Origin of the sequence: Pseudomonas campi (genome assembly GCF_013200955.2) — a bacterium.
GTDB classification, from domain to species: Bacteria; Pseudomonadota; Gammaproteobacteria; order Pseudomonadales; family Pseudomonadaceae; genus Aquipseudomonas; species Aquipseudomonas campi.
In genome coordinates, this window is sequence record NZ_CP053697.2 from 1,442,452 (window position 1) to 1,467,585 (window position 25,134).

Sequence of the window (25,134 nt, forward strand, 5' to 3'; positions counted from 1 at the left end):
CCAGACGCTCAGAAAACGATATTGGCAGACTGCTTTTCTGCACCGGCCGGGCTGTTGATGCTGTGCCCCGGCTTGGCGTCCCCCTCCAGCCACTGCAGCAGCACCTGCCACTGCTCAAGGTCATTGCGCACCCGTGGCAGGGGCAGATCGAACAGGCTGATGCCGTGGTCCAACGCACGCACGTAGTTCTGCGTGTCGCGAATGCTGGCCACCAGCGGCAGGTCCATTTTCGCCAACAGCTGGTAGAGCGAACGGGTGTATTCGGTGTTGCTGCGCACACGGTTGGCCACCAGGCCGACCTCGACCCCGGCCTTGGCCAGGTCGGCCATGTTCAGCGCCATCATGAAGCGCAGGCTGGCGAGCATATCGCTGGGCGAGGGCATGACCGGGATCAGCAACTTGTCGCCGGCGCGCAGCACCTGCCACAGCGCCTGCGCGGTAATGGCCGCCGGCATGTCGCAGACCAGTATCTCGTAGCCCTGCTCCGGCAGCGGATCGCGCCAGGCGGCATGTAGGGTCAGTGGCGCGCAGTTGGCGGGCCGGCAACCCAGCCAGTCGCTGGCCGAACGCTGCCGGTCATAGTCGGCCAGCAGCACAGACCGGCCCTGGCTGGCGAAGTGGCCGGCTATCTGCGTGGCCAGCGTGGTCTTGCCACAACCGCCCTTGGCATTGGCGACCAGGATGCGTTTCATTGCAGAGGGTTACTCCGGGGGAGCTCAATGTCCGTCCTAGACTAGCCCAGTTACGCACTGCTCCGTGCAAATGGCTCGGCAACCTGGAGCAAGAGCCTGATAATGCACGCATCGCCATCCCTTCAACCCCGGAGCCGCGCAGCCCCCATGTTCGAGATCAAACCGCACAACCCCGAAGACTACCGTCGGCAAACCCGGCGCATCACCCTGGTGATTGCGGCCACTTTCGTCGTGCTGGCCCTGCTGTTGTCCACTGTGCTGGTGCAGGTGTTCGGTACCGCAGGCGGCGACAATTTCCGCTGGAATCTGACCGGCGTGCTGCTCGGGCTGGGGCTGACCATCGCCCTGGTGCGCTTCAAGCTGTGGGCGCTGCCGTGGATGGCGCCGGCGGTGTATGGCTGGCAGCTCAAGCGCAATCTGATGCGGGTGACCAACGTCATGCATCACGTCAAGACGGGCGTGGCGGCCGGCGACCCGGCGGCGATGAAGCTGCTGCGCTTCTACCACCTGGGCGTCACCCAGATGCACCAACTGGACGGCAACACCAGCGAGATCAACCAGATGACGCGCGAGATCGACGCACACCGCGAGGCCATGCAGGTGCAGGGGCTGGAGACTGAGCAGAACCGGCTCGATCTCCAGTGGCTAGAGGCCGTGAAAAAGGCTGCTGCCTGAGAGCCTGTTTACGATCTCCTGGCTGTCGGCCATACGGCGTTAAAAGTGGCCTCAAAATGCTCATTTACAACACGTAAACTGCGCTTTTTCGGCCATTTGATTCGCTAACGCTCACCCTGCGGGCCAGCCTTTCGGCTGTTACTCCCGTTGGTCGTTGCGCCTTGTCTGGCTCTAATCCAGAAGGTCGTCAACAAGCTCTGAGCGTCCGGCCGCTCCGTTCACATCTTCCATTCACGTAGAGCCCTCGACCATGCGTTTCTCTCTTGTCGTGAACGGTGCTCCAAGCTCGTCCGAACAGCCCGCTGGGTCGGTGCCCTGGTGGAGTTTCAGCAAGACGGTGCTTGCTGCCGCAGCCCTGTCACTGGTGCGCGATGGTCTGCTCGGGCTCGACGATCAGGTACTCGAAGGGCCGTTCACCCTGCGCCAGTTACTGCGCCATGAGGCCGGGCTGGCCGATTACGGCGAACTCGCCGACTACCACGCCGCCGTGGCAGCCCATGCCGCGCCCTGGTCGGCAGAGGACATGCTGCAGCGCCTCGATGCCCAGCGGTTGCGCTACGCACCAGGGGCCGGCTGGCGCTATTCGAACGTCGGCTACCTGTACGTCAGCAGGCTTATCGAACGGCTGAGCGGCCTGGCGCTCGAACAGGCGCTGCAGCAGCGGGTGTTTGCCCCTCTCGGTTTGTCGCGCGTGCGTCTCGCCAGGACGTGCGCCGATCTGCAGGACGTGCACATGGGCGCCGCGTCCGCCTACGACCCGGGCTGGGTCTATCACGGCCTGCTGGTCGGACCGCTTGGCGAAGCGGTGCTGTGCCTGGATCGTCTGCTGACCGGGGATCTGCTGCCGGCTTGGCTGCTGCGGGAGATGCGCACCGCGCGGGCTCTCGGTGGGCCGATTGGCGGACGACCCTGGATCGCCCCCGGTTACGCTCTCGGCCTGATGCAGGGCACGGTGCAGGGCGGTCAGCTCTTGTCGGGGCACAGTGGCGCCGGGCCGGGTAGTGTGGTCGCGGTCTATCACTGTGTGCGCGGCAACGACACGGCCAGTTGTGCGGTGTTTGCCGAGGGAGCGGATGAAGGGGTAGTCGAGGCAGAAGCCGTATCTCGACTGGCCGCTGCGGTTGGCAGCGCTGATCCGCGACTAGGCTGATCGCGCCGCACCGTCTTCAGATTGGGCTGAGCCCTGCCAATGAGTTCGCTGGCCGGGCTGTCGCCTGCTTGAGGGGGGTAGAGCGTGCTACTGGGTTGGCGCGGGCTGCTGGAGCAGCTCGATAACTCCGCTGGTTACATCCAGCACTTGCTGATTCTGGTTGTAGAGGATGCTCTGCTCGTTGCTGATGATGAGGCGGAAACCGTGCTCGCGTGCATAGCTGGCAATGGCCGTGTCGATAGAAGCGTCCACGATCTTGTGTACTTTGAGGTCGTGTTCACGGCGCTGTTGCTGTAGCTGATTAAAGGACTGGGCCTTGGCCTTGAGGTCGAGAATCAGCTGGTCTTTTTCCAGGTTCTGGATACATGCCTGCACTTGCGGATTTGCCCTGGAGTTTGCGCTGAGCGAGCCGTAGGCATAGCTGGGCATGGGCGGTGGCTGCATGCGTTGCATGGGCTGTGGTGGCTGTTTTTCCGGTTGTTCGACCTGCAGGTTCATGCAGCGTTGCATGCCATTGCGCTTGAGCTCGGATATCTGGCTGTTGGTGCGTTCGTATTCTTCTTTGGCCTCCTGGTATGCGCTATCCAGTTCGGCGGGGTAAGGGTTGAGTTGTTTGATGTTTTCGCTGACGGCGGACTGGATCTTGGACTTGTTGGCCAGGGCCCAGCTTGGCCCGCTGTTGAAGATGTCGTTGCAACCGGTCAGGGAGAGGGCCAGCAGGGCTGGGGTCATGATTCTGAGATGCATGTAAAGCTCCTTTTTCACATGAGGACAGAAGGGTAATCAGGGCGCGCGCTCGAACAACATGCGGAAAAACAGATTGTCTCCGGGTTTTTGCTCTTCCCAGGCGAAGTCGGTCATCTTGGTGCGGCTGCCATCTGGATTCGCTTCGCGAAAGAAGGCGGCGCGCCCCTCCGCATAGGTATGGATGGGCACGGCATTGGGATCGGTGGCGGGCGAGGTACGGTAGCGAGGCCCCATGTCGGGAATGCCGATGCTGATGCCCGGTGGGTTGCCTAAGTCGCTCAGGGTAACCCAGGCAATGTATTGCTTGCCTGCAGACAGCTTGATACGGGGTACATCGAATTCTTGCCAGCTGTATTTGAACGTTTCACTGATGCTGGGCAGGGTTTGCGCAGGGCTGGCCCAGATCTCGACGGGGGAAGGGCGGTCAACCTGCCACTCGGCGAGCATGATCTGGTAGCTGATCTCGGGTTGATAGCCGTCATTATTGAATTGGTGAAAACGAAAGCCGAGCTTGAGCAGAGTGTGGGCGCCCGGCGGTGGGGTGAAGATCTGCCCGGCGGCGGTGGTTCCAGATTGCGCTGTGCTGCTGTGGATGAGCCTGCTGCCCGATACACCGATGACCGGTTGACTGGGCAGGCTGACGGTTTGCAGAGGCGGGGCGCCAGCAGTCGGCTGCTGGGGTGGTGATGGCGCTTGCAGACGCTGGCAGGCATACCAGCCCGACGCGACCACCAGCAGCAGTGCCAGGCTCAGGTTTCTTTTCATCCATGCTCCCGTAGTGCTTGGGGTTAGCCTGGGCGAGGCTTCCTGCCTGGGCATATCTCGAAGAGATGTGGGGACACAGTAAATGAGCCTTGGCGCCGCTGACAATGGGCTTCACTGGGGGCAGGGCGGTGTGTTTCATCTTGCCGATTTCGGCCTGCCGCCGGAGTGCTCATGGCGCAGTGATGCAGCCGTCTACGCAGCTTGAGCTGTTCGAGCAATTTATTTGGCGAGCTGATGGGAAGTAGGAAAGCAGGGCGCTGTCGAGGTCGCCCCCATCAGCAGCCCGTCAAGCAATCACACCCTCAGATATGCAACGCATGCCCCAGCGCCCGCAGCGCCGCTTCCTGCACCGCTTCGCCGAGGGTCGGGTGAGCGTGGATGGTGCCGGCGATGTCTTCCAGGCGCGCGTGCATTTCGATCGACTGGACGAAGGCGGTGGACAGCTCCGACACCGCCTTGCCCACCGCCTGCCAGCCGAGGATCAGGTGGTTGTCGCGGCGCGCCACCACACGGACGAAGCCGTCGCTGGATTCCAGGGTCATGGCGCGGCCGTTGGCGGCGAAGGGGAAGCTCGTCACGATGCAGTCCAGCCCGGCGGCCTTGGCCTGGTCCGGCGACTGGCCGACCACCACCACTTCCGGATCGGTGAAGCACACCGCCGGGATGGCCGCGGGGGTGAAGGCGCGGCGCTTGCCAGCGATGATTTCCGCGACCATTTCGCCCTGGGCCATGGCGCAGTGCGCCAGCATCGGTTCGCCGGCGATATCGCCGATGGCCCAGACGTTGCGCATCGAGGTATGGCACTGCTCGTCGATCCTCACTGCGCGGCCGTTCATGTCCAGGCCCAGGCTTTCCAGGTTCCAGCCAGCCGTGTTGGGGTGGCGGCCGACGGCGACCAATACCTGGTCGGCCTCGATCACCCGCTGCGCGCCCTGATCGTCGCGCACGCGCAGGCCGTGGCCGCCGGGTTCCAGACCCAGCACACTGTGGCCGAGGTACAGCTCCATGCCCAGCTTGCGCAGCGCGGCCGCGACGGGCTTGGTCAGCTCCTCGTCGTAGCTCGGCAGGATGCGCGGCTGCGCTTCCACCACCGTCACCTCGACGCCCAGTTTGCGGTAGGCGGTGCCCAGCTCCAGGCCGATATAGCCGCCGCCGACCACCACCAGGCGCTGGGGCAGCGTCTGCGGCGCCAGGGCCTCGGTGGAGGAGATGACGTTGCCGCCCAGCGGCAGGAACGGCAGTTCCACCGACTTCGAGCCAGCGGCCAGCAGCAGGTGTTCGCAATGGATCTGCTGGCTGTTGCCGCCGGGAAGATCGACTGCCACCGTCTTGCCGTCGACGATCTTCGCCCAGCCCTGCACGACGGTGACGCCATGCTTCTTCAGCAGCGCGGCGACGCCGCTGGTGAGGCGGTCGACGATGCCGTCCTTCCACGCCACGGTGCGCTGGATGTCGATGCTCGGTGCCTGCACGCTGATGCCAAGCGCCGAATGGCCGGCGAATTCGCGTGCCTTGGAAAACTCCTCGGCGGCGTGGATCAGCGCCTTGGACGGGATGCAGCCGATGTTCAGGCAGGTGCCGCCGAGGGCGGCGCCTTCCACCAGCACGGTGCGGATGCCCAGCTGGCCGGCGCGGATGGCCGCGACGTAGCCGCCGGGACCGCCGCCGATGATCAGCAGGGTGGTTTCGAGGGTCTGGTTCTGCTTCACAGGCTCACTCCAGGAACAGGCTGGCAGGGTGTTCGAGCAGGCCGCGCACCGACTGGATAAAGGCGGCCGCGTCCATGCCGTCGACCACCCGGTGATCGAAGGAGGAGGACAGGTTCATCATCTTGCGCACCACGATCTGGCCGTTGAGCACCACCGGCCGTTCGACCATGCGGTTGACCCCGACTATGGCCACTTCCGGCGCGTTGATCACCGGCGTGCTGACGATGCCGCCCAGGGCGCCGAGGCTGCTCAGGGTGATGGTCGAGCCGGACAGTTCTTCGCGCTGGGCCTTGCCGCTGCGTGCGGCCTCGGCCAAACGGGTGATTTCCGTGGCGTTGCCCCACAGGTCGCGGGACTCGGCATGGCGCAGCACCGGCACCATCAGGCCGTTGTCGCTCTGGGTGGCGATGCCTACATGGACCGCGCCGTAGCGGGTGACCACTTCGGCCTCGTCGTCATAGCGGGCGTTGAGCTGCGGATGCTCGCGCAGCGCCACCACCAGGGCGCGGATCAGCAAAGACAGCAGGGTCAGCTTGCCGCGCTGTTGAGCATGTTTGCCATTCAGGTGCACGCGCAGGGCCTCCAGATCGGTCACGTCGATTTCCTCGACGTAGCTGAAGTGCGGGATGCGCCGCTTGGCCTCGGCCATCTTCTGCGCGATCTTGCGCCGCAGGCCGATCACCGGGATGGCCTGCTCGTCGTGGCGCGTGGCATAGCCGCTGGTGCTGGGCGCGTTGCCCTGGCCGCGGGTCAGGTAGGCGTCTAGGTCTTCATGGCGGATCTGCCCGATCGGCCCGCTGCCCGTGACGAACTGCAATTCGATGCCCAGCTCGCGGGCACGCTGGCGCACGGCCGGTGAGGCCAGCGGCTTCTCGCCCGGTTCACGGCGTACGCTCGGGGCGGGCGCCGGACTGGCGGCGGGGCGCGCCGGCGCTGCGGGTGCTGGCGGCGGGGCCACGGCCTTGGGCGTCTCAGTAACTGCCGGCTGCTCTACTCGCGGCGCCACGCTGGGTGCAGGCTCGCCGGCCTTGGCATTGCCGGCGCCGGCCACTTCCAGGCGGATCAGCTCGCTGCCGACGGCCATCACCTGGCCCGGCGTGCCGCCCAGGGCCAGCACGGTGCCGGCCACCGGGGAGGGGATTTCCACCATGGCCTTGTCGGTCATCACATCGGCCAGGGTCTGGTCCTCGGCGACGGTCTCGCCGACCTGCACATACCACTTCACCAGCTCGACTTCGGCGATGCCTTCGCCGATGTCCGGCATCTTGATCACATGCGTACCCATTCAGACCTCCATGACGCGCTTGAATGCCGCGCCGACCCGCGCCGGCCCCGGGAAGTAGTCCCACTCCTGGGCGTGCGGGTAGGGCGTGTCCCAGCCGGTGACCCGCTCGATGGGCGCTTCCAGATGGTGGAAACAGTGCTCCTGCACCAGGGACATCAGCTCGGCGCCGAAGCCGCAGGTGCGGGTGGCCTCGTGGGCAATCACGCAGCGCCCGGTCTTCTTCACCGAAGTCACGATGGCCTCCAGGTCGAGCGGCCACAGGCTACGCAGGTCGATGATCTCCGCGTCCACGCCGGTCTCTTCGGCGGCGGCCTGCGCCACGTAGACCATGGTGCCGTAGGTCAGCACGGTCAGTGCGTTGCCGGGGCGGGCGATGGCCGCCTTGTCCAGCGGCACTGTGTAGTAACCCTCCGGCACCTGGCTGGCCGCGTGCTTGGACCAGGGCGTCACCGGACGGTCGTGGTGGCCGTCGAACGGGCCGTTATACAGGCGCTTGGGTTCGAGGAAGATCACCGGGTCGTCGTTCTCGATGCAGGCGATCAGCAGGCCCTTGGCGTCGTAGGGGTTGGACGGCATCACCGTGCGCAGGCCGCAGACCTGGGTGAACATCGCCTCCGGGCTCTGGCTGTGCGTCTGCCCGCCGTAGATGCCGCCGCCGCAGGGCATGCGCACGGTCATCGGCACGATGAAGTCGCCGACCGAGCGGTAGCGGATGCGCGCCGCCTCGGAAATCAGCTGGTCGGAGGCCGGGTAGACGTAGTCGGCGAACTGGATCTCCACCACCGGGCGCAGGCCGTAGGCGCACATGCCCACGGAGGCGCCGACGATGCCGCTCTCGGAGATCGGCGCATCGAACACCCGCGAGGTGCCGTACTTCTTTTGCAGGCCCTCGGTGCAGCGGAACACGCCGCCGAAGTAGCCGACGTCCTGGCCGAACACCACCACGTTGTCGTCGCGCTCCAGCATCACGTCCATCGCCGAGCGCAGCGCCTGGATCATGGTCATGCTGGTGACGGCCTGGTCGGTTTGCTGTTGCGGGTTCATGGCATTCATACCCCGAGCTCCTGGCGCTGGCGGCGCAGGTGCTCCGGCAGCTCCTTGTAGACATCCTCGAACATGCTGGCGGCGCTGAAGACGTGGCCGTCGACCAGCGAGCCGTGGCTTTCCGCCTCCTTCTGCGCGGCCTGCACTTCGCCTTCCAGCTCCTTGTGCAGCGCGTCGTGCTGCGCTTCGGACCAGATGCCCAGGCCAACCATGTGCTGCTTCAGGCGGGCGATCGGGTCGCCCAGCGGGAAGTGGCTGTAGTCGTCGGCCGGGCGGTATTTCGACGGATCGTCGGAGGTCGAGTGCGGGCCGGCGCGGTAGGTCACCCACTCGATCAGGCTCGGCCCGAGGTTGCGCCGGGCGCGCTCGGCGGCCCACTGCGAGGCGGCGTAGACGGCGAGGAAGTCGTTGCCGTCGACCCGCAGCGAGGCGATGCCGCAGCCCACGCCGCGGTTGGCGAAGGTGGTGCCTTCACCGCCGGCGATGGCCTGGAAGGTGGAGATCGCCCACTGGTTGTTGACCACGTTGAGGATCACCGGCGCGCGGTAGACGTGGGCGAAGGTGAGGGCGGTGTGGAAGTCCGATTCGGCGGTGGCGCCGTCGCCGATCCAGGCCGAGGCGATCTTGGTGTCGCCCTTGATCGCCGAGGCCATGGCCCAGCCCACCGCCTGGATGAACTGGGTGGCCAGGTTGCCGGAGATGGAGAAGAAGCCGTACTCGCGGCTGGAATACATGATCGGCAGCTGGCGGCCCTTGAGCGGGTCGGCCTCGTTGGACAGCAGCTGGCAGATCATCTCTTTCAGCGGGTAGTCGCGGGCGATCAGGATGCCCTGCTGGCGATAGGTCGGGAAACACATGTCGCCGTCCTGCAGGGCCAGGGTGTGCGCGGTGGCGATGGCTTCCTCGCCGAGGCACTGCATATAAAAGGACATCTTCTTCTGCCGCTGCGCGGTGGTCATGCGCGCGTCGAAGATGCGGGTCTTGAGCATCGCGCGCAGGCCGCGCAGCAGTTGCTCGCTGCTCAGTTTTGGGTCCCACGGGCCGACCGCGTTGCCCTGCTCGTCGAGCACGCGCACCAGGCTGTAGGCCAGGTCGCTGGTGGCGGCGGGCTCCACGTCGATGGCCGGCTTGCGCACGCTGCCGGCGGCGGACAGGTGCAGGTAGGAGAAGTCGGTGGTGCAGCCCGGTCGCCCGGTGGGCTCCGGCACGTGCAGGCGCAAGGGCGCGTAGTCAGTCATGTTGCCTCCAGCCAAAAAACTCGGATCGGGAACGGATCAACAGCGAGTGAGCGTGGCGGACGGCGGACTGGGCGGATGCAGCCGGGCAGGCTGAACGGAGGCGCAAAGGGCATGCGCGCGGTGGGTGCGGCAGGAGAGGCGGGTGTGCGTGACATCACTCATGGTGAGGCCCTCGTCGTTGTTCTTGTGATTTCAGTATATGCTTCGACTGCTAGTTTTTTGCTCCAAAGTCACTAGGTTTGCCCGGCTGTATTAGTATGTTTGAACTAATAAAACCAATAATCGTAGAAACCTGCTGCCATGTCCGAACTTGATCGCATCGACCTGAAAATCCTCCGCGCGCTGGCCGAAGACGGCCGCATGAGCTGGCGCGACCTGGCCCTGAAAGTCGGCCTGTCGATGACCCCGACCCTGCGCCGGGTAAGGCGCCTGGAAGACGAGCAGTACATCCAGGGCTATTTTGCGCGCCTCGACGAGGAGCGCCTGTCCGGAGCGATGAGCGTGTTCGTCTCCGTCTCCTTAGAAAAGCAGACTGGCGACTACCTCGCCCGCTTCGAGGAGCGCATCGTCGAGGCACCGCAGGTGATGAGCTGCTTCCAGATGACCGGCGACGCCGACTACATGCTGCGCGTGGTGGTCAAGGACCTGGCCGCCTACCAGGCCTTCCTCACCCACACCCTGACCTGCATCCCCGGTGTCGCCGGAATCAAGTCAGCCTTTGCCTTGAAGTCGGTGATGCTGCGCTCGGCGCCGCCGATCTGAGAAGCGACGAGTTGCCTGTCGGCAACACCTGTGCGGCTTCAGCCGCGAAGTGCTGACCGGTGTTGCGGTTAGATAGAGCGGCTGTCGACCCAAAGTAGCCCTTCACGACTAAAAGACTACTTTTGGTTGGGCAATTAACCGATGACGCGCAGATCGTCATCACAGGTGGCCAGTTTATCTAAGTTTTCATTCCATGAATTGTCAGCGTAAGACTTTAAATAAGGATTTTTATTTGTCTCTCTTATGACGGCTAAATATGAGCGCTTCCCCGTCACTCTGTCAGTAATGTAATAAGCTTCGTTTCCAGTGTCTATTCTCGCAATCAGAGAGCTAACAGTAAGGCTCCATTTGGCAGTGGAATTCCCATAGTGAGTGATTTGTTTTATTCCTGCATGGTTGATTCCGGTTTTCATGCAGTTAATTTCAAAGTGCATGTCTTCTGGGATGGGTTTGCGACTTTTATGTGCTGCGCTTTTTGAGGTTTCATCTGTTAAAGAGTGCGCTCTTCGTGTTTCTAGCCATTCATAAAATAGTCCTTGTAAAATCTCAAAGCGTCCTTGGTGACTCACTAGGTCGTTAGTGCTGCGATTGTAATTATCAAACTTAACAAATGTTGCTACTGCTTTGTCTGCATGATCGGCAGTGATGGATCTAACGCCCTTTCTTTCGTTTTCAAATTGAACTAGGAATTCTCTGACTAAGTAATAATTTTCTTCAAGCTGATTTCTGCAAAACCAATAATAAACCGGTAAAAGACCTCCGCTTGAAAGGAGCTTGTCTTTAGGTAGGAATATTTCCGACATGACTGTAAGATTTTCGTTTACTCGTCTTGCTGCCAGCTCTAGATGATCCCGGCGCTCGGTTAGCTTGATGCTTGAAACAAAATTATCGAGCACCTTTTTCTTGGTGTCTACAGGCTTGCCCTCAAACTCAAACTGTAAGATCTTGGCTGCAGCATTAAGGTCCGCGCCGCGTGTAAACGGAAATGCTACATTATTTGCAAAGAAGTCATGCTCGCGAATAGTTCTAATGATGGCTGGGGCGGGGCCAGACATAGCGTTACGTATTTCTGCACCTGTCAGTGGTTTGTTTCTGTTTAGTCGAACAAATAACTCGTTTATTGGCTCTTCAGTAGAGGCGTGAACTGACATTATAGTAAGTGGGAAAACCTCAAAAACCTCCGCAACCTCGTAATAGTTTGAGTACAAATCCTTGTAGGATAAGCCGCCAAGCTTTAATTCGGGGTTTGGTAGGTATACGAAGTCCTGATTAAGTACAACCTTGTTCTGGAAGAAGTCAAAGATGGCCTCAAGCCTTTGCTTGCCGTCAATGATGGCGTAAGGAAGCTTGCTCTTGTTCAGAGAGGAACCCTCTCCGACGGTAAAGTCAGCCATGTAAAGTTTGGGAATGTCAAAACCGTTGAGAATGGAATCAATTAGGTACGCTTTGTCAGTCTGAGACCAAAGTCGACCACGCCGCTGATATGGTGGTTCCATGTCAATTTTATTTTGCCTGGCTCTCCACCAAGTAAGTGGCTTAGGGTCCATGGTTCGTATGAAAAACGTGGTATCTGCGCCTGACATAATTACACCTCGAACTCAAAAAAGCGTTTGATTTCTAGGGCGAGGCCGTCTAGATCTGGATAAACAACCGACTCGGTGAATCCATAGGAGAAAAGAGCAGCCCTAAGGGATTTAATATTTTCTTTCGGTATGACAATTTTTATGAGGCAGTCTTTGGGGAAACGAGAGCTAGTATAAAGTTCATCCATTCCTGAGGCGCTTTGGCCGAAAACAGTGAACACACCCCTCTGTGCGACTATTCTGGGGCTGTTATGTGTGCCATAAAGTGCAACTGGATGATTGTTCATTTTAGATATCGATGTGCTGGGGACATACCCCTTCATCTCTTCATCAATGGTTAGAAGGATTCCGCGATCATACGTTTGGTGGGATAGGGCGTGTCGATTCCAGCGCACCGGATCTAATATCCAGACGGTTGCGTCAGTGGTGAAGATAAGCTCGCCATCTGCGGCGATGTCATAAGCAGAGTTGCCTATCGCAAAATAAAAGGCAATGAATGGGTTTTCTGTCCAGTCAAGCAATCTTGTAGGCAGGCGATAATGCTGCATATAGAAGATGGCTTCCCACGGGTCGTTGAAAGACCTATTTGTAAACGGCATGCTGCGCTGTTGGAATCTTGTGATGAGCTCGCTTTCAAGGTTGCTTAGATCAAGCATTCCGGATCTTTTTTTATGACGGTAAAGCCCTGGGATCAAGTGGTGTGAGCTGTTGTTAGAGCCTCGGTACCAAAGCGAGCCACTCATTGTTTCTTGGAGAGTCTCAATGTAGCTTATGTATTCTGAGAACTTAACTATTTTCTTTTCTTTTATTTTAGCCATAATTAGCTCCAAGCATAATTGTTACGCATCCCCCTCCTGTGTCGTGGCCTTTCTCGGGGATAGGCTCGAACAGTTGACACTGTGTAATGTGTTTATCCATGCAGAATGCATTCAAAATTTCAGCGCCATACGCAGATAATCGCATCTGACACAGGTCATTGTATAGCGAGCAAGCGCGCATTTTTCTGCGTAGCATCTCTGTCACTATTTGGGGACTATGCATTGAATGCAAACAATAGATTCAGCGCATTCGACAACCAAATGTTGAGGGACAATAGGTTTTGTTTAGGCTTCCATGAATATATGCTTCTGCCCGGCGGGCGCTAAATTGGCCGTCGTGGCCCACATAACCCTCACTCCTGCTCACAGTCCCCATCACACGTCCTAGCCGATCAGGTTCCGTTTCGTGGGAGGGCTGTGATATCGCTAGTGCTGCCCCGGCACCACCGATCCGACTGGCCAAAGATGACCGGATGAGCTGGTGCTATCTGGCCCTGAAAGTCGGCCTGTCGATGACTCCGGTCCTGCGTCGGGTCCGTCGCCTGGAAGACGAGCAGTACATCCAGGGCTATACCCACCACCCTGACCTGCATCCCTGGCGTCGCCGGAATCAAGTCGGCCTTCGCCCTCAAGTCGGTGATGCTGCGCTCGGCGCCGCCGATCTGAGTGTCGACGGGGCCTGACACAAGTGGCTTCAGCCGCGAAGCGCTGGCCCGCGCGGACAACCCGCCGGAAGAAAACGCTGCGCCGTGAGCAGGCAGCATTTGTTTGCTTGGCGATACTTACGCGCGAACTCCGCTAACCACCATGCACAGGGCAGGCACCATCATGCACAAGGAGACGATCGGCGTTACGCAAGCGGAGGGAGGCACTGCCTCTGAGCAGATAGACGCGAAAATCAAGGAACTGGATGATTGGCGGGGTGAGACGCTCGCGCGGATTCGAGCGCTTATCAAGCAGGCCGACCCCGAAGTGGTCGAGGAAGTGAAATGGCGCGGGGTTCCCGTGTGGTCACACGCGGGAATCATCTGTACCGGTGAGACGTACAAGAATGCGGTGAAGATGACCTTCGCCAAGGGTGCCGCGTTGGCGGACCCATGCGGTCTCTTCAACGCCAGCCTGGAAGGCAATACCCGGCGTGCCATTGATGTTCATCAGGGCGACAGTCTCGATGAGCAGGCCCTGACGGCACTTGTTCGCGCCGCCGTGGCCCTCAACACTTCCGCTCAGTGAAACGCGAAGAGCCCTGGTCGGTTGCCGCTAGCGCCACCCTCCATCGTTGCTCTAACGGCGATCACTGTGGGCGCGCATGTCAGCGTTGTTGCGCAGCGCTTTGATCTGATCATGATTACGCAGCACATTCGCATACTGCTGCTTGACCAGTTCACGCACATCGAGCGGCAGATCGTTTTCCAGGGCTTCTGAATAGCGTTTCTTGGCGACGTCTTCACCGCGCTCACACTCATGGAGCACGGACTTCTCGTCCTGTTTGGTCACCATAGCCTTGAAGTCGACCCAACGCCGATGAAGATCGCCCGCCACGCTGGTGTCGTCCTCCGGCTCGCCGCCGAGGCCGAGCACCAGGGTTTGCAGCTCTTTGGCCGCGGCCGCACATTCGCGCGCTCGCTGATTGAACAGGCTTTTCAATTCCAGGCTGTTTACATCCTCGGCGCAGCTGAGAAATCCAGCTTCACCATCTTTGCTGGTTTCGATCAGGTCGTTGAGTACGTCGATGGTTTTATCCAGGTTGTCACTGCTCATAGCGATTCTCCTTGCCGGTGGGGCCGGCGGCTAGTTCGGGGACCTCTGCTGAAGTCTGCGGGGGCCGGTAGAGAGAAAATGCCAGTCGCCGCTGCCCTCGTCGGTGCGCTATCACGCTTAGCAAAGGGCTGAGTACAGGGGGGCGGCCGCCTGTACATGAGCCGGTCAAACACTGCGACCGGTTGATCGGCTTTCAGCCGCGCTTGCTCAAGGTTCGGCCCAGCAGGAAGGCCAGCGCCGCCCCGGCGCCCACGGCTGTCCAGGGTTGCTCGCGGACATAGCCATTGGTTGCCACTGCCGTTCGCCGGGCACGCTGCAAGATGTTGGTACCGCCAGCCTCGGCGGCAGCCTTGGCTGTGGCGATCCGCGCGCTCAGCTTGAACTTGGCCTGTGCCAGATCCTCACCGGTGAGCGAGGTGGCGTCCTTGACCAGCGCCTCGATGTCGGCCAGAAAACTGTGGAACTCCCGTGAAGCATTTGACGAGGGCGGGCTTGCCTCGCCTCGTGCAATGGGGCCCGCGACGATAGGACCAATACCGGTGTCGAGGCTGTTGGTAGCGGAATTCCCAGGGTGAGTTGGATTGTGCATGGTGACTCCTGTTGCAGCGGTATCTGCCGCATGGCGACGATGGCGCCGTGGCTCGCCGGGCGAGTCCGACGGATGCCGTGAGCCACTAACGTGGGCGCATAACGTCCTTGCGTCTGTGCGTCAGCAAACGCTGGCGCTTGGCCACTTAGGAATCCCTGCAGGCAAGGGCTTAACAGATGAGGCGAGCCCTATCATTACGGGCTTGCGGTCCTGTAGCTGTCAGTTTTGCCCAGCTCATCCAAGTGAGTTGCAACGGAATAGACCCCGCCAGAGCGCTGCGCGTGAGGGTGTTCGCCCCATAAATATCTCCTCTTCGTCGAATGCATGCGTTTCGGCTGCAAGGGGCAACTGATAAGCTTTCTCGCGGGATAAAACTAAGAACAACACTTGCAAGGGACGGGATGACGGATATGAGCTCGGCACAAACCACGGCTACACCAAAATCTGCGAAATGGCGTTTCAAGTTGGGCGTCGCGATCATCTGTCTGATTCCTGCGCTATGGATTCTGGTGCCACTGGCAGCGTCCGCTGGGGTGCCCGGCTCGACCATTGCCGCGCTCACTGGCGCCTTGTTCATCATCAACAAGGTGTTGTTTCTGCTGGTGATTGCCGTGATGGGCAAGGCTGGATTCCAGGAACTCAAACAACATCTGTTCGGCTACGTATCGGGACTGGTGCCCAGTGCCGATGAGGAAGTGAGCTCTATCCGTCACCGTATTGGCCTGGTGATGTTCTGCCTGCCGCTGCTGTCCTCCTTTCTTGAACCCTATATCGACGCCATCGCGCCGGGCCTGCGGCCCAACAACTGGGCACTGCAGTTGTTCGGTGATTGCCTGCTGATTGCCAGCTTCTTCGTGCTGGGTGGCAATTTCTGGGAGAAATTGCGTGCGCTGTTTATTCGCACCGCACGGGTCACCAGCGCCGACGCGGCCTGAGCCGACGCCGCTCTTGCCCGGCCCGGCGCCGGGCTGCCTTGAATTGCGCTACCAGCAGGTGCCGATATGTCCGAAACACTGAATTCGCCCGACCCCACCGAGGCGGCCGTGGTCGCTGAACCCGCCGCGCAAAAGCCGGCAGAAAAGCCGACGGAAAAACCGGCGCCAGCCAATCCGTTGCGGCGTATTGCGCTGGGCGTGGTGGTGGCAATTGGGGTGCTGTTTGCCGTGTCCATCGTGATGGAGCGCCGCACGCCATCGACTTCGCAGGCCGTGGTGCAAGCCTATGTGGTGCAGATGGCGGCCGAGGTCGGTGGCCGCGTGACGGAAATCAGCGTGGTCGACAACGCGCGGGTGAAGGCCGGCCAGCTGTTGTTCCGCATCGATTCACAACCGTACGACATTGCCATCGCCGAAGCCGAGGCGCGGCTGGAGGAGGCCGGTCAGGCAGTGGGCGCCAATACCGCTTCGGTGGACGCCGCCCAGGCTCAGTTGGTGTCGGCGCGTGCCCAGCGTGACAACGTGCGCGAGCAGACGCGCCGGGTCATGCAACTGGTGGAGCGTGGGGTGTATGCCCGCGCGCGTCTGGATGAAGCCAAGGCCTCGCTGGATTCCGCTGAAGCGGCGGTGAGCAAGGCCCAGGCCGACCTGCAGCGCGCGCAGCAAGAGCTGGGCCCCAAGGGCAACGACAACCCGCAGTTCAAGCAGGCACTGGCGGCGCTGGAGAAGGCCCGACTGGATCTGGTGCGTACCGAGGTTATTGCGCCAGCCGATGGTGTGATCACCAACCTGCAGCTGGCTGTCGGCCAGGTGGTGAGCATTGGCCAGCCGGCGCTGACCTTTATCGACTCCACTACCGTGTGGGTGTCGGCCGCCTTCAAGGAAAACAGCCTGGAGCATGTGCAGGCCAATGACTCGGCAGAGCTGGTGTTCGATCTGTTGCCGGGCCGGGTGTTCAAGGGCCGCGTAGAAAGCGTCGGCTGGGGTGTGGCGCAGGAGGGCAGCAGTACCTCCGCGCTGCCCTCGGTGCGTAACGAGAGCGGTTGGGTGCGCGACCCGCAGCGTTTCCCGGTGCGTCTGCTCGTGGATACGCCATACCCGATCGGTCCGCGTTATGGCTCGCAAGTGAGTGTGGTGATCTATAGCGGTGACAATCCGCTGACCAACGCACTGGGGGCATTGCTTGCCCGCCTTGGCGCCGTGCTGAACTATGTCAACTGACGGCCAGCCGTCGCTGGAACTCATGCGGGCCAAGCGCCAGGGGCTGCGTGTTGCCTTGGCGGTGACGGTAGGCTTGTGCATGGGGCTGGTGTTGGGCAGCACGTTGCCGTTTTTCGCGCCCTTGTTTGCCAGCCAGTTCCTGTTTGCCAGCCGCCGCCCACCGGCCTTGCGCCAAGGACTGGTGACGGTGCTGGTGGTCATCCTGACCGGCGCGCTGCTGGTGCTTGCGACCGGCCTGTTGGGCGAGCGGCCGTGGGTACTACTACCGCTGCTATGGCTGTTCTACTTTGCCTGCTTTACCGCGCAAGGCCGCCAGGTCGGTGGTGCCGGGCCGGCGCTGATGCTGGTGATCGCCATCGCGGTACCGATGCTCGATATCCTCCAGCGCGATCTGGGCGAGTCCATCGTTCTGCTGCTGGCCAAGGCGGTGAGCCTGGGGCTGCTGCTTACCTGGGCTGCCCACGCGGTGTTCCCTGACCCTGCCGGCGAGCATGACGAGGATCTGCCCGCCCCCAAGTACGAGCTGGACCTGGTGATTCGCCAGGCCATGGCCAGTGCCTTGATTCTGCTGGCCATGGTTGCCCTATGCCTGAGCGATCCCAGGCTGGCTACGGCGATGGTTATCCCCATCACGGTAGCTTCGCTGCTTAGCCAGTTTGAGCTGGGGATGACCAGCCGTGCGGCACTCGGTCTGATGCTGGTCAACCTGCTCGGTGGGGTGGCGGCTTCCCTGGCGTTTACCCTGTTCGAGCTGCGCCCGACCCTGTGGATGGTGGCGCTGCTATTGCTGCTGGTGAGCCTGCTGTTTGCCGGCAAAGCCGCCATGGGCAACGCGACGGGCAAGGTGTTTGGGGGTGGGCTGATCACCTTCCTGATTCTGTTCGGCCTCGGCATCTCTCCGTTGCCCACCAGTACTCCGGAGCTGTTCTCCACGCGCATCGCCTATGTACTGTTTGCGATCCTCTATGCCCTTTGCCTGGCGGCTCTGCTGTGGCCCAGGCCGAGAGCGATCGAGCGAGTGATGGCCCGCTAGGTTGCAGCACCCCGGCACAAATGAGGGGGCGGATGCGCGCAAGCAGTCGCGGGCAAGAGCGGTTTACGACCCAGCAGGGTATCGATTGCACACTGCGCGGGCGCCGCTTACCGAAGTAATCTCAATCAGTTATAAGTGATCTTCCTCTAATGCCACCTGCCGCATAGAGCTCATAGAACAGGGAGTAGGTCGTACATGAACATGTCTGGAAAATTGCTGAGTGGTATCGCACTGAGCAGCGTATTGCTGGTTGGTTGTGTCTCGAAAGTGACGGACGAAACCCAGTATTCCGGCTTCTTGCCGAGCTACGAGGGTTTGCAGAAGACTACCTCGGCGAGTGGGCAGCCGGTAATGCGCTGGGTGGCGGAGGGCTTCAACCCGGATGCCTACAACACGGTCGCCTTCGACCAGCTTGAACTGTATCCGGCGCCCAAACCCAACGAGCGGGTCAACTTGCAGACGCTACAGGAATTGCAGTCGCTCACCAGCCTTAGCGTAAAGAACGTATTGGGGCAGAAATACAAGCTTGTCTCTAACGCAACAGCGGCCGCGCCAGGCTCGCGTACCTTGATTCTGCATGCAGCCATTACCGGCGTTTCCGCCTCGAACCAGGGGATGCGCTGGTATGAAGTTCTGCCTGTGACGGCCGTTGCTGGCGCCGTTTCCGTCGCAGGCGGTTATCGCGACCAGAACACCGAGCTGTATGTGGAGGCAGATCTTGTCGACGCGACTACCGGCCTGCCGGTTGCGAAAGTGGTGCGCAAAGTCTTCGGCGCAGCCCTGGATAACAACAGCCAAGCGATCACTGCGAATGACTTCAAGGTAGCCATCAAAGACCTGAGCGCGGATATGCAGGCTTTTATCAAGTAATGCCTGGTTAAACGCTGCCCCGCAGAATCCAGGCTGTCGAGCCTGTGATTCTGCGGGGCTGATCTGCTTCCTCACTCGCTTTAGTTCCCAGCTGATTGGCGTTGCTCAACGTGCAATCCTGTCCCGCACTACCCTTGCTCCCGCCACACCATCCCCACGCGTTACGCCATAAACATCACTCAAGTTGCGCTCCCAGTGGAAGGTGGCGCTATCGGTAGGCCGCGTGTGGCACCACCACTCTGAGTGGGGCGGGTGTGCTCCTGCGGCCACTGTGACGCTGCAGGTCCAGCGGGCGGTCTCAGCTCATGGGTCGTCGGCTTGCGTGATGACCAGGCCCTGTCTGCTGCGCAGTGATCTCTGCTTAGCTGAACCATACTCCAGTCCATTCCCCGATAAGCCTGTGCGGCCTGTTTCTCTAGGCCCTCCCTGATCGAACCGCCGAGCCGTTCATGACCAGTATTTGGAAGTCGTTTCGCTCACTGTATTTCGCCACCCTGTTGATGCTGATCGGCTCCGGCCTGTTGAGTACCTACCTGGGCCTGCGCCTGGCCGCGGACAAGGTCGATACCGCGTGGATCGGCGCGCTGATGGCGGCCAACTATCTCGGTCTGGTGCTGGGCGGCAAGGTCGGTCATCGGCTGATTGCTCGGGTCGGCCATATGCGCGCCTTCGTTTCCAGTTCCGGGGTGGTCGGCGCCGCCGTGCTCGGCCACGGCCTGATTGACTGGTTGCCGGCCTGGCTGGTGCTGCGCGCGCTGGTGGGCCTGGGCATGATGTGCCAGTACATGGTGATCGAGAGCTGGCTCAACGAGCAGGCCGATGCCAGCCAGCGCGGGCGGGTGTTTTCCGGCTACATGATTGCCTGCTACCTCGGCCTGATGCTCGGCCAGCTCACCCTGGTGCTGCATCCGGCACTGGGTCTGGAGCTGCTGATGCTGGTGGCGCTGTGCTTCACCCTGTGCCTGGTGCCGGTGGCCATGACCCGTCGCAGCCACCCGGCGCCGATGCAGCCGGTGGCGCTGGAGCCGATGTTCTTCATCAAGCGGGTGCCGCAGTCGCTGACCACCATCCTGGTCTCGGGCCTGGCCATCGGCTCCTTCTATGGTCTGGCGCCGCTGCATGCCTCGCGCATGGGCCTGAGTACCCTGCAGGTCGGCCTGTTCATGGCCAGCTGCATCCTCGCCGGCCTGCTGGTGCAGTGGCCGCTGGGCTGGCTGTCGGATCGCTACGACCGCGGCGCGCTGATTCGCAACTGCGCGGTATTACTGACCCTGGCCAGTCTGCCCCTGGCCATCTTGACCGAGCTGCCGCTGGCGCTGCTGTTCCCCCTGGGCTTTGTCTTCTGCCTGTTGCAGTTCAGCCTGTACCCGCTGGCCGTGGCGTTCTCCAACGACTACATCGAGGCCGAGCACCGGGTATCGCTGACGGCCATGCTGCTGGTCACCTTCGGCATCGGCGCCTGCCTGGGGCCGCTGACGGCGGGTCTGCTGATGCGCGAGCTGGGGCCGAACATGCTCTACGCCTTTGTCTGCTTCTGCGCCTTCGTGCTGATCTTCCGCGTGCGCCCGGACACCATCAAGCACATGCAACCGGTGGAAAATGCCCCGCTGCAGCACGTGGCCGTGCCGGACAACATGACCAGTTCACCGCTATCGGCCGCCCTCGATCCGCGTGTGGAGGAACGCACGGTGCACGAGCAGATGCAGCGCGCCAACCCGGCGGCAGAGGCTGGCGACCAGTCGGCGAGATGATGGCGGGGAAGGGCGCATTAGCCTGTGACGGAACTCGGATACTCCCCTCTCCCACTTGTGGGAGAGGGGCTGGGGGAGAGGGGGCAAAGGCGCACCGTGTCCGCCTGATACGTCGCGATAGCGTGGGAGCCCCTGAAGGCTAAAAGCCACTGATGCGCCGGTTTGTTTCACGCGCGGGTCGGCCAATCACTGGCCGGCCCGCGCGCATTTCCGTAACATCCGCAGCCCTCGTTCCCCACACGCTCCGCGGACCGGCTTTGCCCGTCTGCCCTTGGGTTATTGCATGAAAGTAAAACGTCTGCGTGCCGACGTCCTGGCCGGGCTCACCACCTCGTTCGCGCTGGTGCCGGAGTGCATCGCCTTCGCCCTGGTAGCACACCTCAATCCGCTGATGGGGCTGTATGGTGCCTTCATCATCTGCACCCTGACCGCGCTGTTCGGCGGGCGTCCGGGCATGGTCTCCGGTGCCGCCGGCTCGATGGCCGTGGTGATAGTCGCTTTGGTGGTCGAGCACGGCGTGCAGTACCTGCTGGCCACCGTGCTGCTCGGCGGGTTGCTGATGATCCTGTTCGGGGTGCTGCGCCTGGGCAAACTGATCCGCATGGTGCCGCACTCGGTGATGATCGGCTTCGTCAATGGCCTGGCGATCATCATCGCCCTGGCCCAGCTGGAGCACTTCAAGCAGGGCGAGGTCTGGCTCAGTGGTACTGCCCTGTACCTGATGCTCGGCCTGGTGGCGCTGACCATGGCCATCGTCTACCTGCTGCCGCGCCTGACCCGCAGCGTGCCGCCGGCGCTGGTGGCGATCCTCGGCGTGGGCCTGGCGGTGTACCTGCTCGGCCTGCCGACCCACACCCTGGGCGACATGGCGCACATCGCCGGCGGCCTGCCGGAGTTTGCCCTGCCGCAAGTGCCCTGGACCTGGGAAACCCTGCGCATCATTGCGCCCTACGCGATCTTGATGGGCCTGGTCGGCCTGCTGGAAACCCTGCTGACGCTGAACCTGACCGACGAGATCACCGAGAGCCGTGGCTTTCCAGACCGTGAGTGCGTGACCCTGGGCGCGGCCAACATGATCTCCGGGGCATTCGGCGGCATGGGTGGCTGCGCGATGATCGGGCAGACCGTGATCAACCTCAGCTCCGGCGGCCGTGGCCGGCTTTCCGGCGTGGTTGCCGGGGTGATGATCCTGCTGTTCGTGCTGTTTCTCTCGCCCTTGATCGAGCGCATTCCGCTGGCGGCGCTGGTCGGGGTGATGTTCGTGGTGGCGCAGCAGACCTTTGCCTGGGCTTCGTTGCGGGTGCTCAACCGGGTGCCGCTGAACGATGTGCTGGTGATCATTGCAGTGACCACCATCACCGTGTTCACCGACCTGGCCACCGCCGTGCTTTGCGGCATCGTCATCGCCGCGCTCAACTTCGCCTGGCAGCACGCCCGCGAGCTGTATGCCGACAGCCATCTGCAAGCCGATGGCAGCAAGCTCTACAGCCTGCACGGCACACTGTTCTTCGCCTCGACCACGCCCTTCCTCAACCAGTTCGACCCGGCCAATGATCCGCAGCAGGTTGTCCTCGACTGCCGTCACCTGAGCTTCGTCGACTACTCGGCCATCGCCGCGCTGAAGACCTTGCGCGAGCGTTACAGCAAGGCTGGCAAGCAGCTGCGCGTGCTGCACCTGTCCGGGCGTTGCAAGCAACTGCTCAAGCGCTACGGCGTAGCGCACGACTGAGGTCGCTACGCGGCGCGGCCTTGCTGTCCTCTGCCTGAACCATGGCTAGCGGGTCGGCGGTGTGCCCTTGCGCAGGCCCTTGCTGTGCTTGCGTTCGTGCGCGCTGGCCGCTGCCGCTTGCACCAGGCGCTGGAAGGTCGGGCACTCGGCGTGGCTCGGCGCCGGGCAGGCCGCCGCATGGCGTAAGCCATTGCTCATGGCCTGCAAGCGCTTGATGGTGGCATCGAGCTCATCGGCCTTGGCCGCGAGCATCTGCCGGTCGATAGCCGGCGCACCGCCGGGCGCGAACATCGAGCGGATTTCCTCCAGGGTGAAGCCGGCCGACTGGCCGAGCGAGATCAGCGCCAGCTGATCGAGTATCTGCGGCGCAAAGCTGCGTCGTTGCCCCTGGCGGCCGAGCGAAGCGATCAGTCCCTTTTCTTCGTAAAAACGCAGCGCCGATGCCGGTACGCCGGATCGTCTGGCGACTTCAGCGATATCCATCAGATACCCCTTGACCTCAAGTTCACTTGAACTTGTAGATTCAAGCAGAACCCCTGGCGGGTCAACCTTGAAGAGGTCCTTATGACGAACTTACTGCAATTCATAACCCTGGCGGCCGGCATTGGCATCGTGGCGACGGCGCTGATGGATATCTGGCTGATGCTGTTGAAATACGGTGGCGTGCCGACCCTGAACTTTGCCTTCATCGGCCGCTGGGTAGGGCACCTGCTGCGCGGCAAGCTGGCCCATGCGGCCATCGCCAAGGCGCCGCCGATCCGTGGCGAACTGGCCCTGGGTTGGCTGATGCACTACGTCACCGGTATCGCCTTTGCCGGGCTGCTGCTGGCCATCGTCGGCCTGGACTGGGCCTGGCAGCCGACGCTGCTCCCGGCGCTGCTGGTGGGCGTCGCCACGGTCAGCGTCCCCTTGCTGGTGATTCAGCCGGCCATGGGCTCCGGCTTCGCCGCCGCCAAGACGCCAGCCCCACTGCAGAACTGCATCAAGAGCGTGGCCAATCACAGCGTGTTCGGCCTGGGCCTTTACCTGGCCGCCGTATTGATCGGCGCACTGCTGCGCTGAGCGCAGCAACGCATCACGCACAACCTGGAGTACCAGCCATGAACAAAATCGCAGTGATTTACCACAGTGCCCATGGGCATACCGAGCACATCGCCCGCCTCATTGCTGAAGGTGCGCGCAGCGTGTCCGGGATCGAGGTTGACCTGCTGCAGGCGCAAGACCTGGCAGCGGCGCCGGATGCGTTACTCGGCTTCGACGCTTACATCCTCGGCTCGCCCACTTACCTCGGCGGAGTGTCGGCCCAGGTCAAGGCCTTCATGGATGCGACCGGCGGGCTGTGGCGCAGCCAGCAGTTGCGCGGGCGCTTGGCGGCGGGTTTCACGGTGTCGGCGTTGCCGGCCGGTGACAAACAATCGACGCTGCTGTCGATGTTCGTCTTCTGCATGCAGCACGGCATGCTGTGGGTCGGCAATCCGATTTTGCCGGAGCAGCACAGCGGCGTTGCCTACGACGAAGCGGCGAACCGTCTTGGTTCCTGGTCGGGGCTGATGGCCCAGGCGGAAAAGGCCTCGTCGGCCGATTCGTTTGTGCCGGGCGATATCAAGACCGCGCGGCTATTCGGGCAGAACTTCGCCGCCACCCTGCAGCGCCTGCATCACCCCAGCCCGCTCACGCAGAGCCTGGAGGTGGTCGGATGATCCCGCGCAAATACAGCCCGCTGCTGTTCGCCCTGATTCTCTCGGGGGTGATGTCTCTGCTGGTCTCGGGGCTGTCCACCTTCCGCGCCACAGGCCCGACCCCCGGCTTTGCCAGCCTGTGGCTCGGCGCCTGGCTGACGGCCTGGCTGCTGGCTTTGCCGTTGGTGTTGCTGATCAGCCCGCTGGCTCGCCGCGTGGTCGAGTGGCTGGTGCGTAGCGATTAAGGGGGCAGGGGCAGACTGACTGCCCGTGACCTGGCCGGGTGGGTTTGCCTGCAGCATGGGTCTGGTTGCGCCTGCGGCCGCCCAGGGCAGTGGCCAATGGCGCTGGCTGCAGGCTGCCATCCGTTCAATCCCGCCGCGGAATCCCCAGCCCCCGCACCACCGCCGGCCGCGCGAGGAAGCGCTCGAGAACCCGCTGCACATTGGCAAAACGCTCGAACTCGACCAATACCCCCGCGCCATAGAAACCGATCAGGTTGCGCACCCAGGGGAAGATGGCGATATCGGCAATGCTGTAGGCGTCGCCCATGACCCACTCGCGGCCTTGCAGGCGCTGGTCGAGTACACCAAGCAGACGCTTGGCTTCCTCGATGTAGCGGTCGCGCGGGCGTTTATCCTCGTAGTCCTTGCCGGCGAATTTATGGAAGAAACCGACCTGGCCGAACATCGGGCCGACCCCACCCATCTGCCACATCAGCCACTGGATGGTCTGATAGCGCGCGGCGGAGTCCTGGGGCAGCAGTTGGCCGGTTTTATCGGCGAGGTAGAGCAGGATTGCACCGGACTCGAACAGCTCCAGCGCCTGACCGTCCGGGCCATTGGGGTCGAGGATGGCGGGGATCTTGTTATTCGGGCTGAGCGAGAGGAACTCCGCGCTGAGCTGGTCGTTGCTGTCGAAACTGACCAGGTGCGGCTCGTAGGGCAGACCGATCTCTTCGAGCATGATCGACACCTTGACCCCGTTGGGCGTGGGCAGCGAATAGAGCTGCAGGCGCTCGGGCTGGGTAGCAGGCCATTTGTGCGTGATGGGGAAGGCGGAGAGGTCTGGCATGGGCGTTCCGGGCAGCGTGGCATA

Annotated in this window: 26 protein-coding genes and 1 pseudogene; 14 read left to right on the forward strand and 13 right to left on the reverse strand. The window is 62.0% G+C overall.

What is annotated here, in order from left to right; translation table 11 throughout:
- Positions 1-8 precede the first annotated feature (8 nt).
- Positions 9-692 carry a ParA family protein gene (locus tag HNE05_RS06575; protein ID WP_173204589.1) on the reverse strand — a complete coding sequence of 228 codons (684 nt, stop codon included), beginning with the start codon at positions 690-692 and terminating at the stop codon, positions 9-11.
- Positions 693-839: 147 nt separating this feature from the next.
- Here HNE05_RS06575 and HNE05_RS06580 point away from each other — a divergent pair, with 147 nt between their 5' ends.
- Both HNE05_RS06580 and HNE05_RS06585 read left to right on the forward strand, forming a co-directional pair.
- Positions 840-1,367 (forward strand): DUF3087 domain-containing protein, encoded by a 528-nt coding sequence (locus HNE05_RS06580; RefSeq protein WP_173204591.1) that lies wholly within the window; start codon positions 840-842, stop codon positions 1,365-1,367.
- A 250-nt stretch (positions 1,368-1,617) separates the two neighbouring features.
- Positions 1,618-2,517: a serine hydrolase domain-containing protein gene (locus HNE05_RS06585; protein ID WP_173204593.1), complete on the forward strand. Its 900-nt coding sequence runs from the start codon at positions 1,618-1,620 to the stop codon at positions 2,515-2,517.
- Positions 2,518-2,604: 87 nt separating this feature from the next.
- Here HNE05_RS06585 and HNE05_RS06590 read toward each other — a convergent pair whose 3' ends face one another.
- The 6 genes from HNE05_RS06590 to HNE05_RS06615 form a co-directional block, all read right to left on the reverse strand.
- Positions 2,605-3,264 (reverse strand): OmpH/Skp family outer membrane protein, encoded by a 660-nt coding sequence (locus HNE05_RS06590; RefSeq protein WP_173204595.1) that lies wholly within the window; start codon positions 3,262-3,264, stop codon positions 2,605-2,607.
- Positions 3,265-3,300: 36 nt separating this feature from the next.
- A complete protein-coding gene (locus HNE05_RS06595) occupies positions 3,301-4,029 on the reverse strand; it encodes a hypothetical protein (RefSeq protein ID WP_173204597.1) in 729 nt (242 codons plus the stop codon).
- 302 nt (positions 4,030-4,331) lie between these two features.
- Complete coding sequence (gene lpdA, locus HNE05_RS06600) at positions 4,332-5,738, reverse strand: dihydrolipoyl dehydrogenase (protein ID WP_173204599.1); 1,407 nt, start codon at positions 5,736-5,738, stop codon at positions 4,332-4,334.
- A 4-nt stretch (positions 5,739-5,742) separates the two neighbouring features.
- The gene (locus tag HNE05_RS06605) at positions 5,743-7,023 is read right to left on the reverse strand and encodes a dihydrolipoamide acetyltransferase family protein (RefSeq protein ID WP_173204601.1); all 1,281 of its coding nucleotides are present in this window, start codon (positions 7,021-7,023) and stop codon (positions 5,743-5,745) included.
- Positions 7,024-8,076, reverse strand: coding sequence for an alpha-ketoacid dehydrogenase subunit beta (locus tag HNE05_RS06610; RefSeq protein ID WP_173204603.1), 1,053 nt, complete (start codon positions 8,074-8,076; stop codon positions 7,024-7,026).
- The gene (locus tag HNE05_RS06615; RefSeq protein WP_173204605.1) at positions 8,073-9,305 is read right to left on the reverse strand and encodes a 3-methyl-2-oxobutanoate dehydrogenase (2-methylpropanoyl-transferring) subunit alpha; all 1,233 of its coding nucleotides are present in this window, start codon (positions 9,303-9,305) and stop codon (positions 8,073-8,075) included. The genes HNE05_RS06610 and HNE05_RS06615 overlap by 4 nt, the downstream gene beginning before the upstream one ends.
- A gap of 300 nt (positions 9,306-9,605) precedes the next feature.
- On the opposite strand from HNE05_RS06615, the gene HNE05_RS06620 reads away from it, so the two are divergent.
- Entirely contained in the window at positions 9,606-10,067 is a 462-nt protein-coding gene (locus tag HNE05_RS06620) for an Lrp/AsnC family transcriptional regulator (RefSeq protein WP_160495428.1), read from the forward strand.
- Between the two features lie 134 nt (positions 10,068-10,201).
- Here HNE05_RS06620 and HNE05_RS06625 read toward each other — a convergent pair whose 3' ends face one another.
- Positions 10,202-11,650 (reverse strand): GmrSD restriction endonuclease domain-containing protein, encoded by a 1,449-nt coding sequence (locus HNE05_RS06625; protein ID WP_338053201.1) that lies wholly within the window; start codon positions 11,648-11,650, stop codon positions 10,202-10,204.
- Positions 11,651-11,652: 2 nt separating this feature from the next.
- Positions 11,653-12,468, reverse strand: a complete 816-nt coding sequence (locus HNE05_RS06630; RefSeq protein ID WP_173204611.1) for an FRG domain-containing protein — start codon at positions 12,466-12,468, stop codon at positions 11,653-11,655.
- Positions 12,469-12,941: 473 nt separating this feature from the next.
- Here HNE05_RS06630 and HNE05_RS20655 point away from each other — a divergent pair.
- Both HNE05_RS20655 and HNE05_RS06640 read left to right on the forward strand, forming a co-directional pair.
- Positions 12,942-13,134 (forward strand): annotated as a pseudogene (locus tag HNE05_RS20655) (winged helix-turn-helix transcriptional regulator).
- 162 nt (positions 13,135-13,296) lie between these two features.
- Positions 13,297-13,701, forward strand: a complete 405-nt coding sequence (locus HNE05_RS06640) for a DUF1801 domain-containing protein (RefSeq protein ID WP_173204614.1) — start codon at positions 13,297-13,299, stop codon at positions 13,699-13,701.
- A 51-nt stretch (positions 13,702-13,752) separates the two neighbouring features.
- Here the strand turns inward: HNE05_RS06640 and HNE05_RS06645 are convergent, their stop codons facing one another.
- Complete coding sequence (locus HNE05_RS06645) at positions 13,753-14,229, reverse strand: PA2169 family four-helix-bundle protein (RefSeq protein ID WP_173204617.1); 477 nt, start codon at positions 14,227-14,229, stop codon at positions 13,753-13,755.
- A 193-nt stretch (positions 14,230-14,422) separates the two neighbouring features.
- Entirely contained in the window at positions 14,423-14,818 is a 396-nt protein-coding gene (locus tag HNE05_RS06650) for an ElaB/YgaM/YqjD family protein (RefSeq protein WP_173204619.1), read from the reverse strand.
- Between the two features lie 410 nt (positions 14,819-15,228).
- On the opposite strand from HNE05_RS06650, the gene HNE05_RS06655 reads away from it, so the two are divergent.
- The 6 genes from HNE05_RS06655 to HNE05_RS06680 all read left to right on the forward strand — a co-directional run bounded on the left by HNE05_RS06655 (position 15,229) and on the right by HNE05_RS06680 (position 22,357).
- The gene (locus tag HNE05_RS06655) at positions 15,229-15,753 is read left to right on the forward strand and encodes a transporter suffix domain-containing protein (RefSeq protein ID WP_173204623.1); all 525 of its coding nucleotides are present in this window, start codon (positions 15,229-15,231) and stop codon (positions 15,751-15,753) included.
- 66 nt (positions 15,754-15,819) lie between these two features.
- Positions 15,820-16,974: an HlyD family secretion protein gene (locus HNE05_RS06660; RefSeq protein WP_173204626.1), complete on the forward strand. Its 1,155-nt coding sequence runs from the start codon at positions 15,820-15,822 to the stop codon at positions 16,972-16,974.
- Positions 16,964-18,007 carry an FUSC family protein gene (locus tag HNE05_RS06665; protein WP_173204629.1) on the forward strand — a complete coding sequence of 348 codons (1,044 nt, stop codon included), beginning with the start codon at positions 16,964-16,966 and terminating at the stop codon, positions 18,005-18,007. Before HNE05_RS06660 ends, HNE05_RS06665 begins: the two co-directional genes overlap by 11 nt.
- A 195-nt stretch (positions 18,008-18,202) precedes the next feature.
- Positions 18,203-18,877 carry a DUF3313 domain-containing protein gene (locus HNE05_RS06670; protein WP_173204632.1) on the forward strand — a complete coding sequence of 225 codons (675 nt, stop codon included), beginning with the start codon at positions 18,203-18,205 and terminating at the stop codon, positions 18,875-18,877.
- A 449-nt stretch (positions 18,878-19,326) separates the two neighbouring features.
- Positions 19,327-20,628: an MFS transporter gene (locus HNE05_RS06675; RefSeq protein WP_173204635.1), complete on the forward strand. Its 1,302-nt coding sequence runs from the start codon at positions 19,327-19,329 to the stop codon at positions 20,626-20,628.
- A gap of 283 nt (positions 20,629-20,911) precedes the next feature.
- The gene (locus tag HNE05_RS06680) at positions 20,912-22,357 is read left to right on the forward strand and encodes a SulP family inorganic anion transporter (RefSeq protein ID WP_173204638.1); all 1,446 of its coding nucleotides are present in this window, start codon (positions 20,912-20,914) and stop codon (positions 22,355-22,357) included.
- Positions 22,358-22,402: 45 nt separating this feature from the next.
- Here the strand turns inward: HNE05_RS06680 and HNE05_RS06685 are convergent, their stop codons facing one another.
- Positions 22,403-22,840 carry a helix-turn-helix domain-containing protein gene (locus HNE05_RS06685; protein ID WP_173204641.1) on the reverse strand — a complete coding sequence of 146 codons (438 nt, stop codon included), beginning with the start codon at positions 22,838-22,840 and terminating at the stop codon, positions 22,403-22,405.
- An 81-nt stretch (positions 22,841-22,921) separates the two neighbouring features.
- Between HNE05_RS06685 and HNE05_RS06690 the strand changes: the two genes are divergently transcribed.
- Genes HNE05_RS06690 through HNE05_RS06700 form a run of 3 tightly spaced genes read left to right on the forward strand, consistent with a single transcriptional unit; the run spans position 22,922 to position 24,281 of the window.
- Positions 22,922-23,419 carry a DUF2938 domain-containing protein gene (locus HNE05_RS06690; protein WP_173204644.1) on the forward strand — a complete coding sequence of 166 codons (498 nt, stop codon included), beginning with the start codon at positions 22,922-22,924 and terminating at the stop codon, positions 23,417-23,419.
- A gap of 38 nt (positions 23,420-23,457) precedes the next feature.
- Positions 23,458-24,057, forward strand: a complete 600-nt coding sequence (locus tag HNE05_RS06695) for a flavodoxin family protein (protein ID WP_173204647.1) — start codon at positions 23,458-23,460, stop codon at positions 24,055-24,057.
- Positions 24,054-24,281 carry a DUF2798 domain-containing protein gene (locus HNE05_RS06700; RefSeq protein WP_173204650.1) on the forward strand — a complete coding sequence of 76 codons (228 nt, stop codon included), beginning with the start codon at positions 24,054-24,056 and terminating at the stop codon, positions 24,279-24,281. The genes HNE05_RS06695 and HNE05_RS06700 overlap by 4 nt, the downstream gene beginning before the upstream one ends.
- A gap of 124 nt (positions 24,282-24,405) precedes the next feature.
- Here HNE05_RS06700 and HNE05_RS06705 read toward each other — a convergent pair whose 3' ends face one another.
- Positions 24,406-25,110 (reverse strand): glutathione binding-like protein, encoded by a 705-nt coding sequence (locus tag HNE05_RS06705; protein WP_173204653.1) that lies wholly within the window; start codon positions 25,108-25,110, stop codon positions 24,406-24,408.
- Positions 25,111-25,134 lie beyond the last annotated feature (24 nt).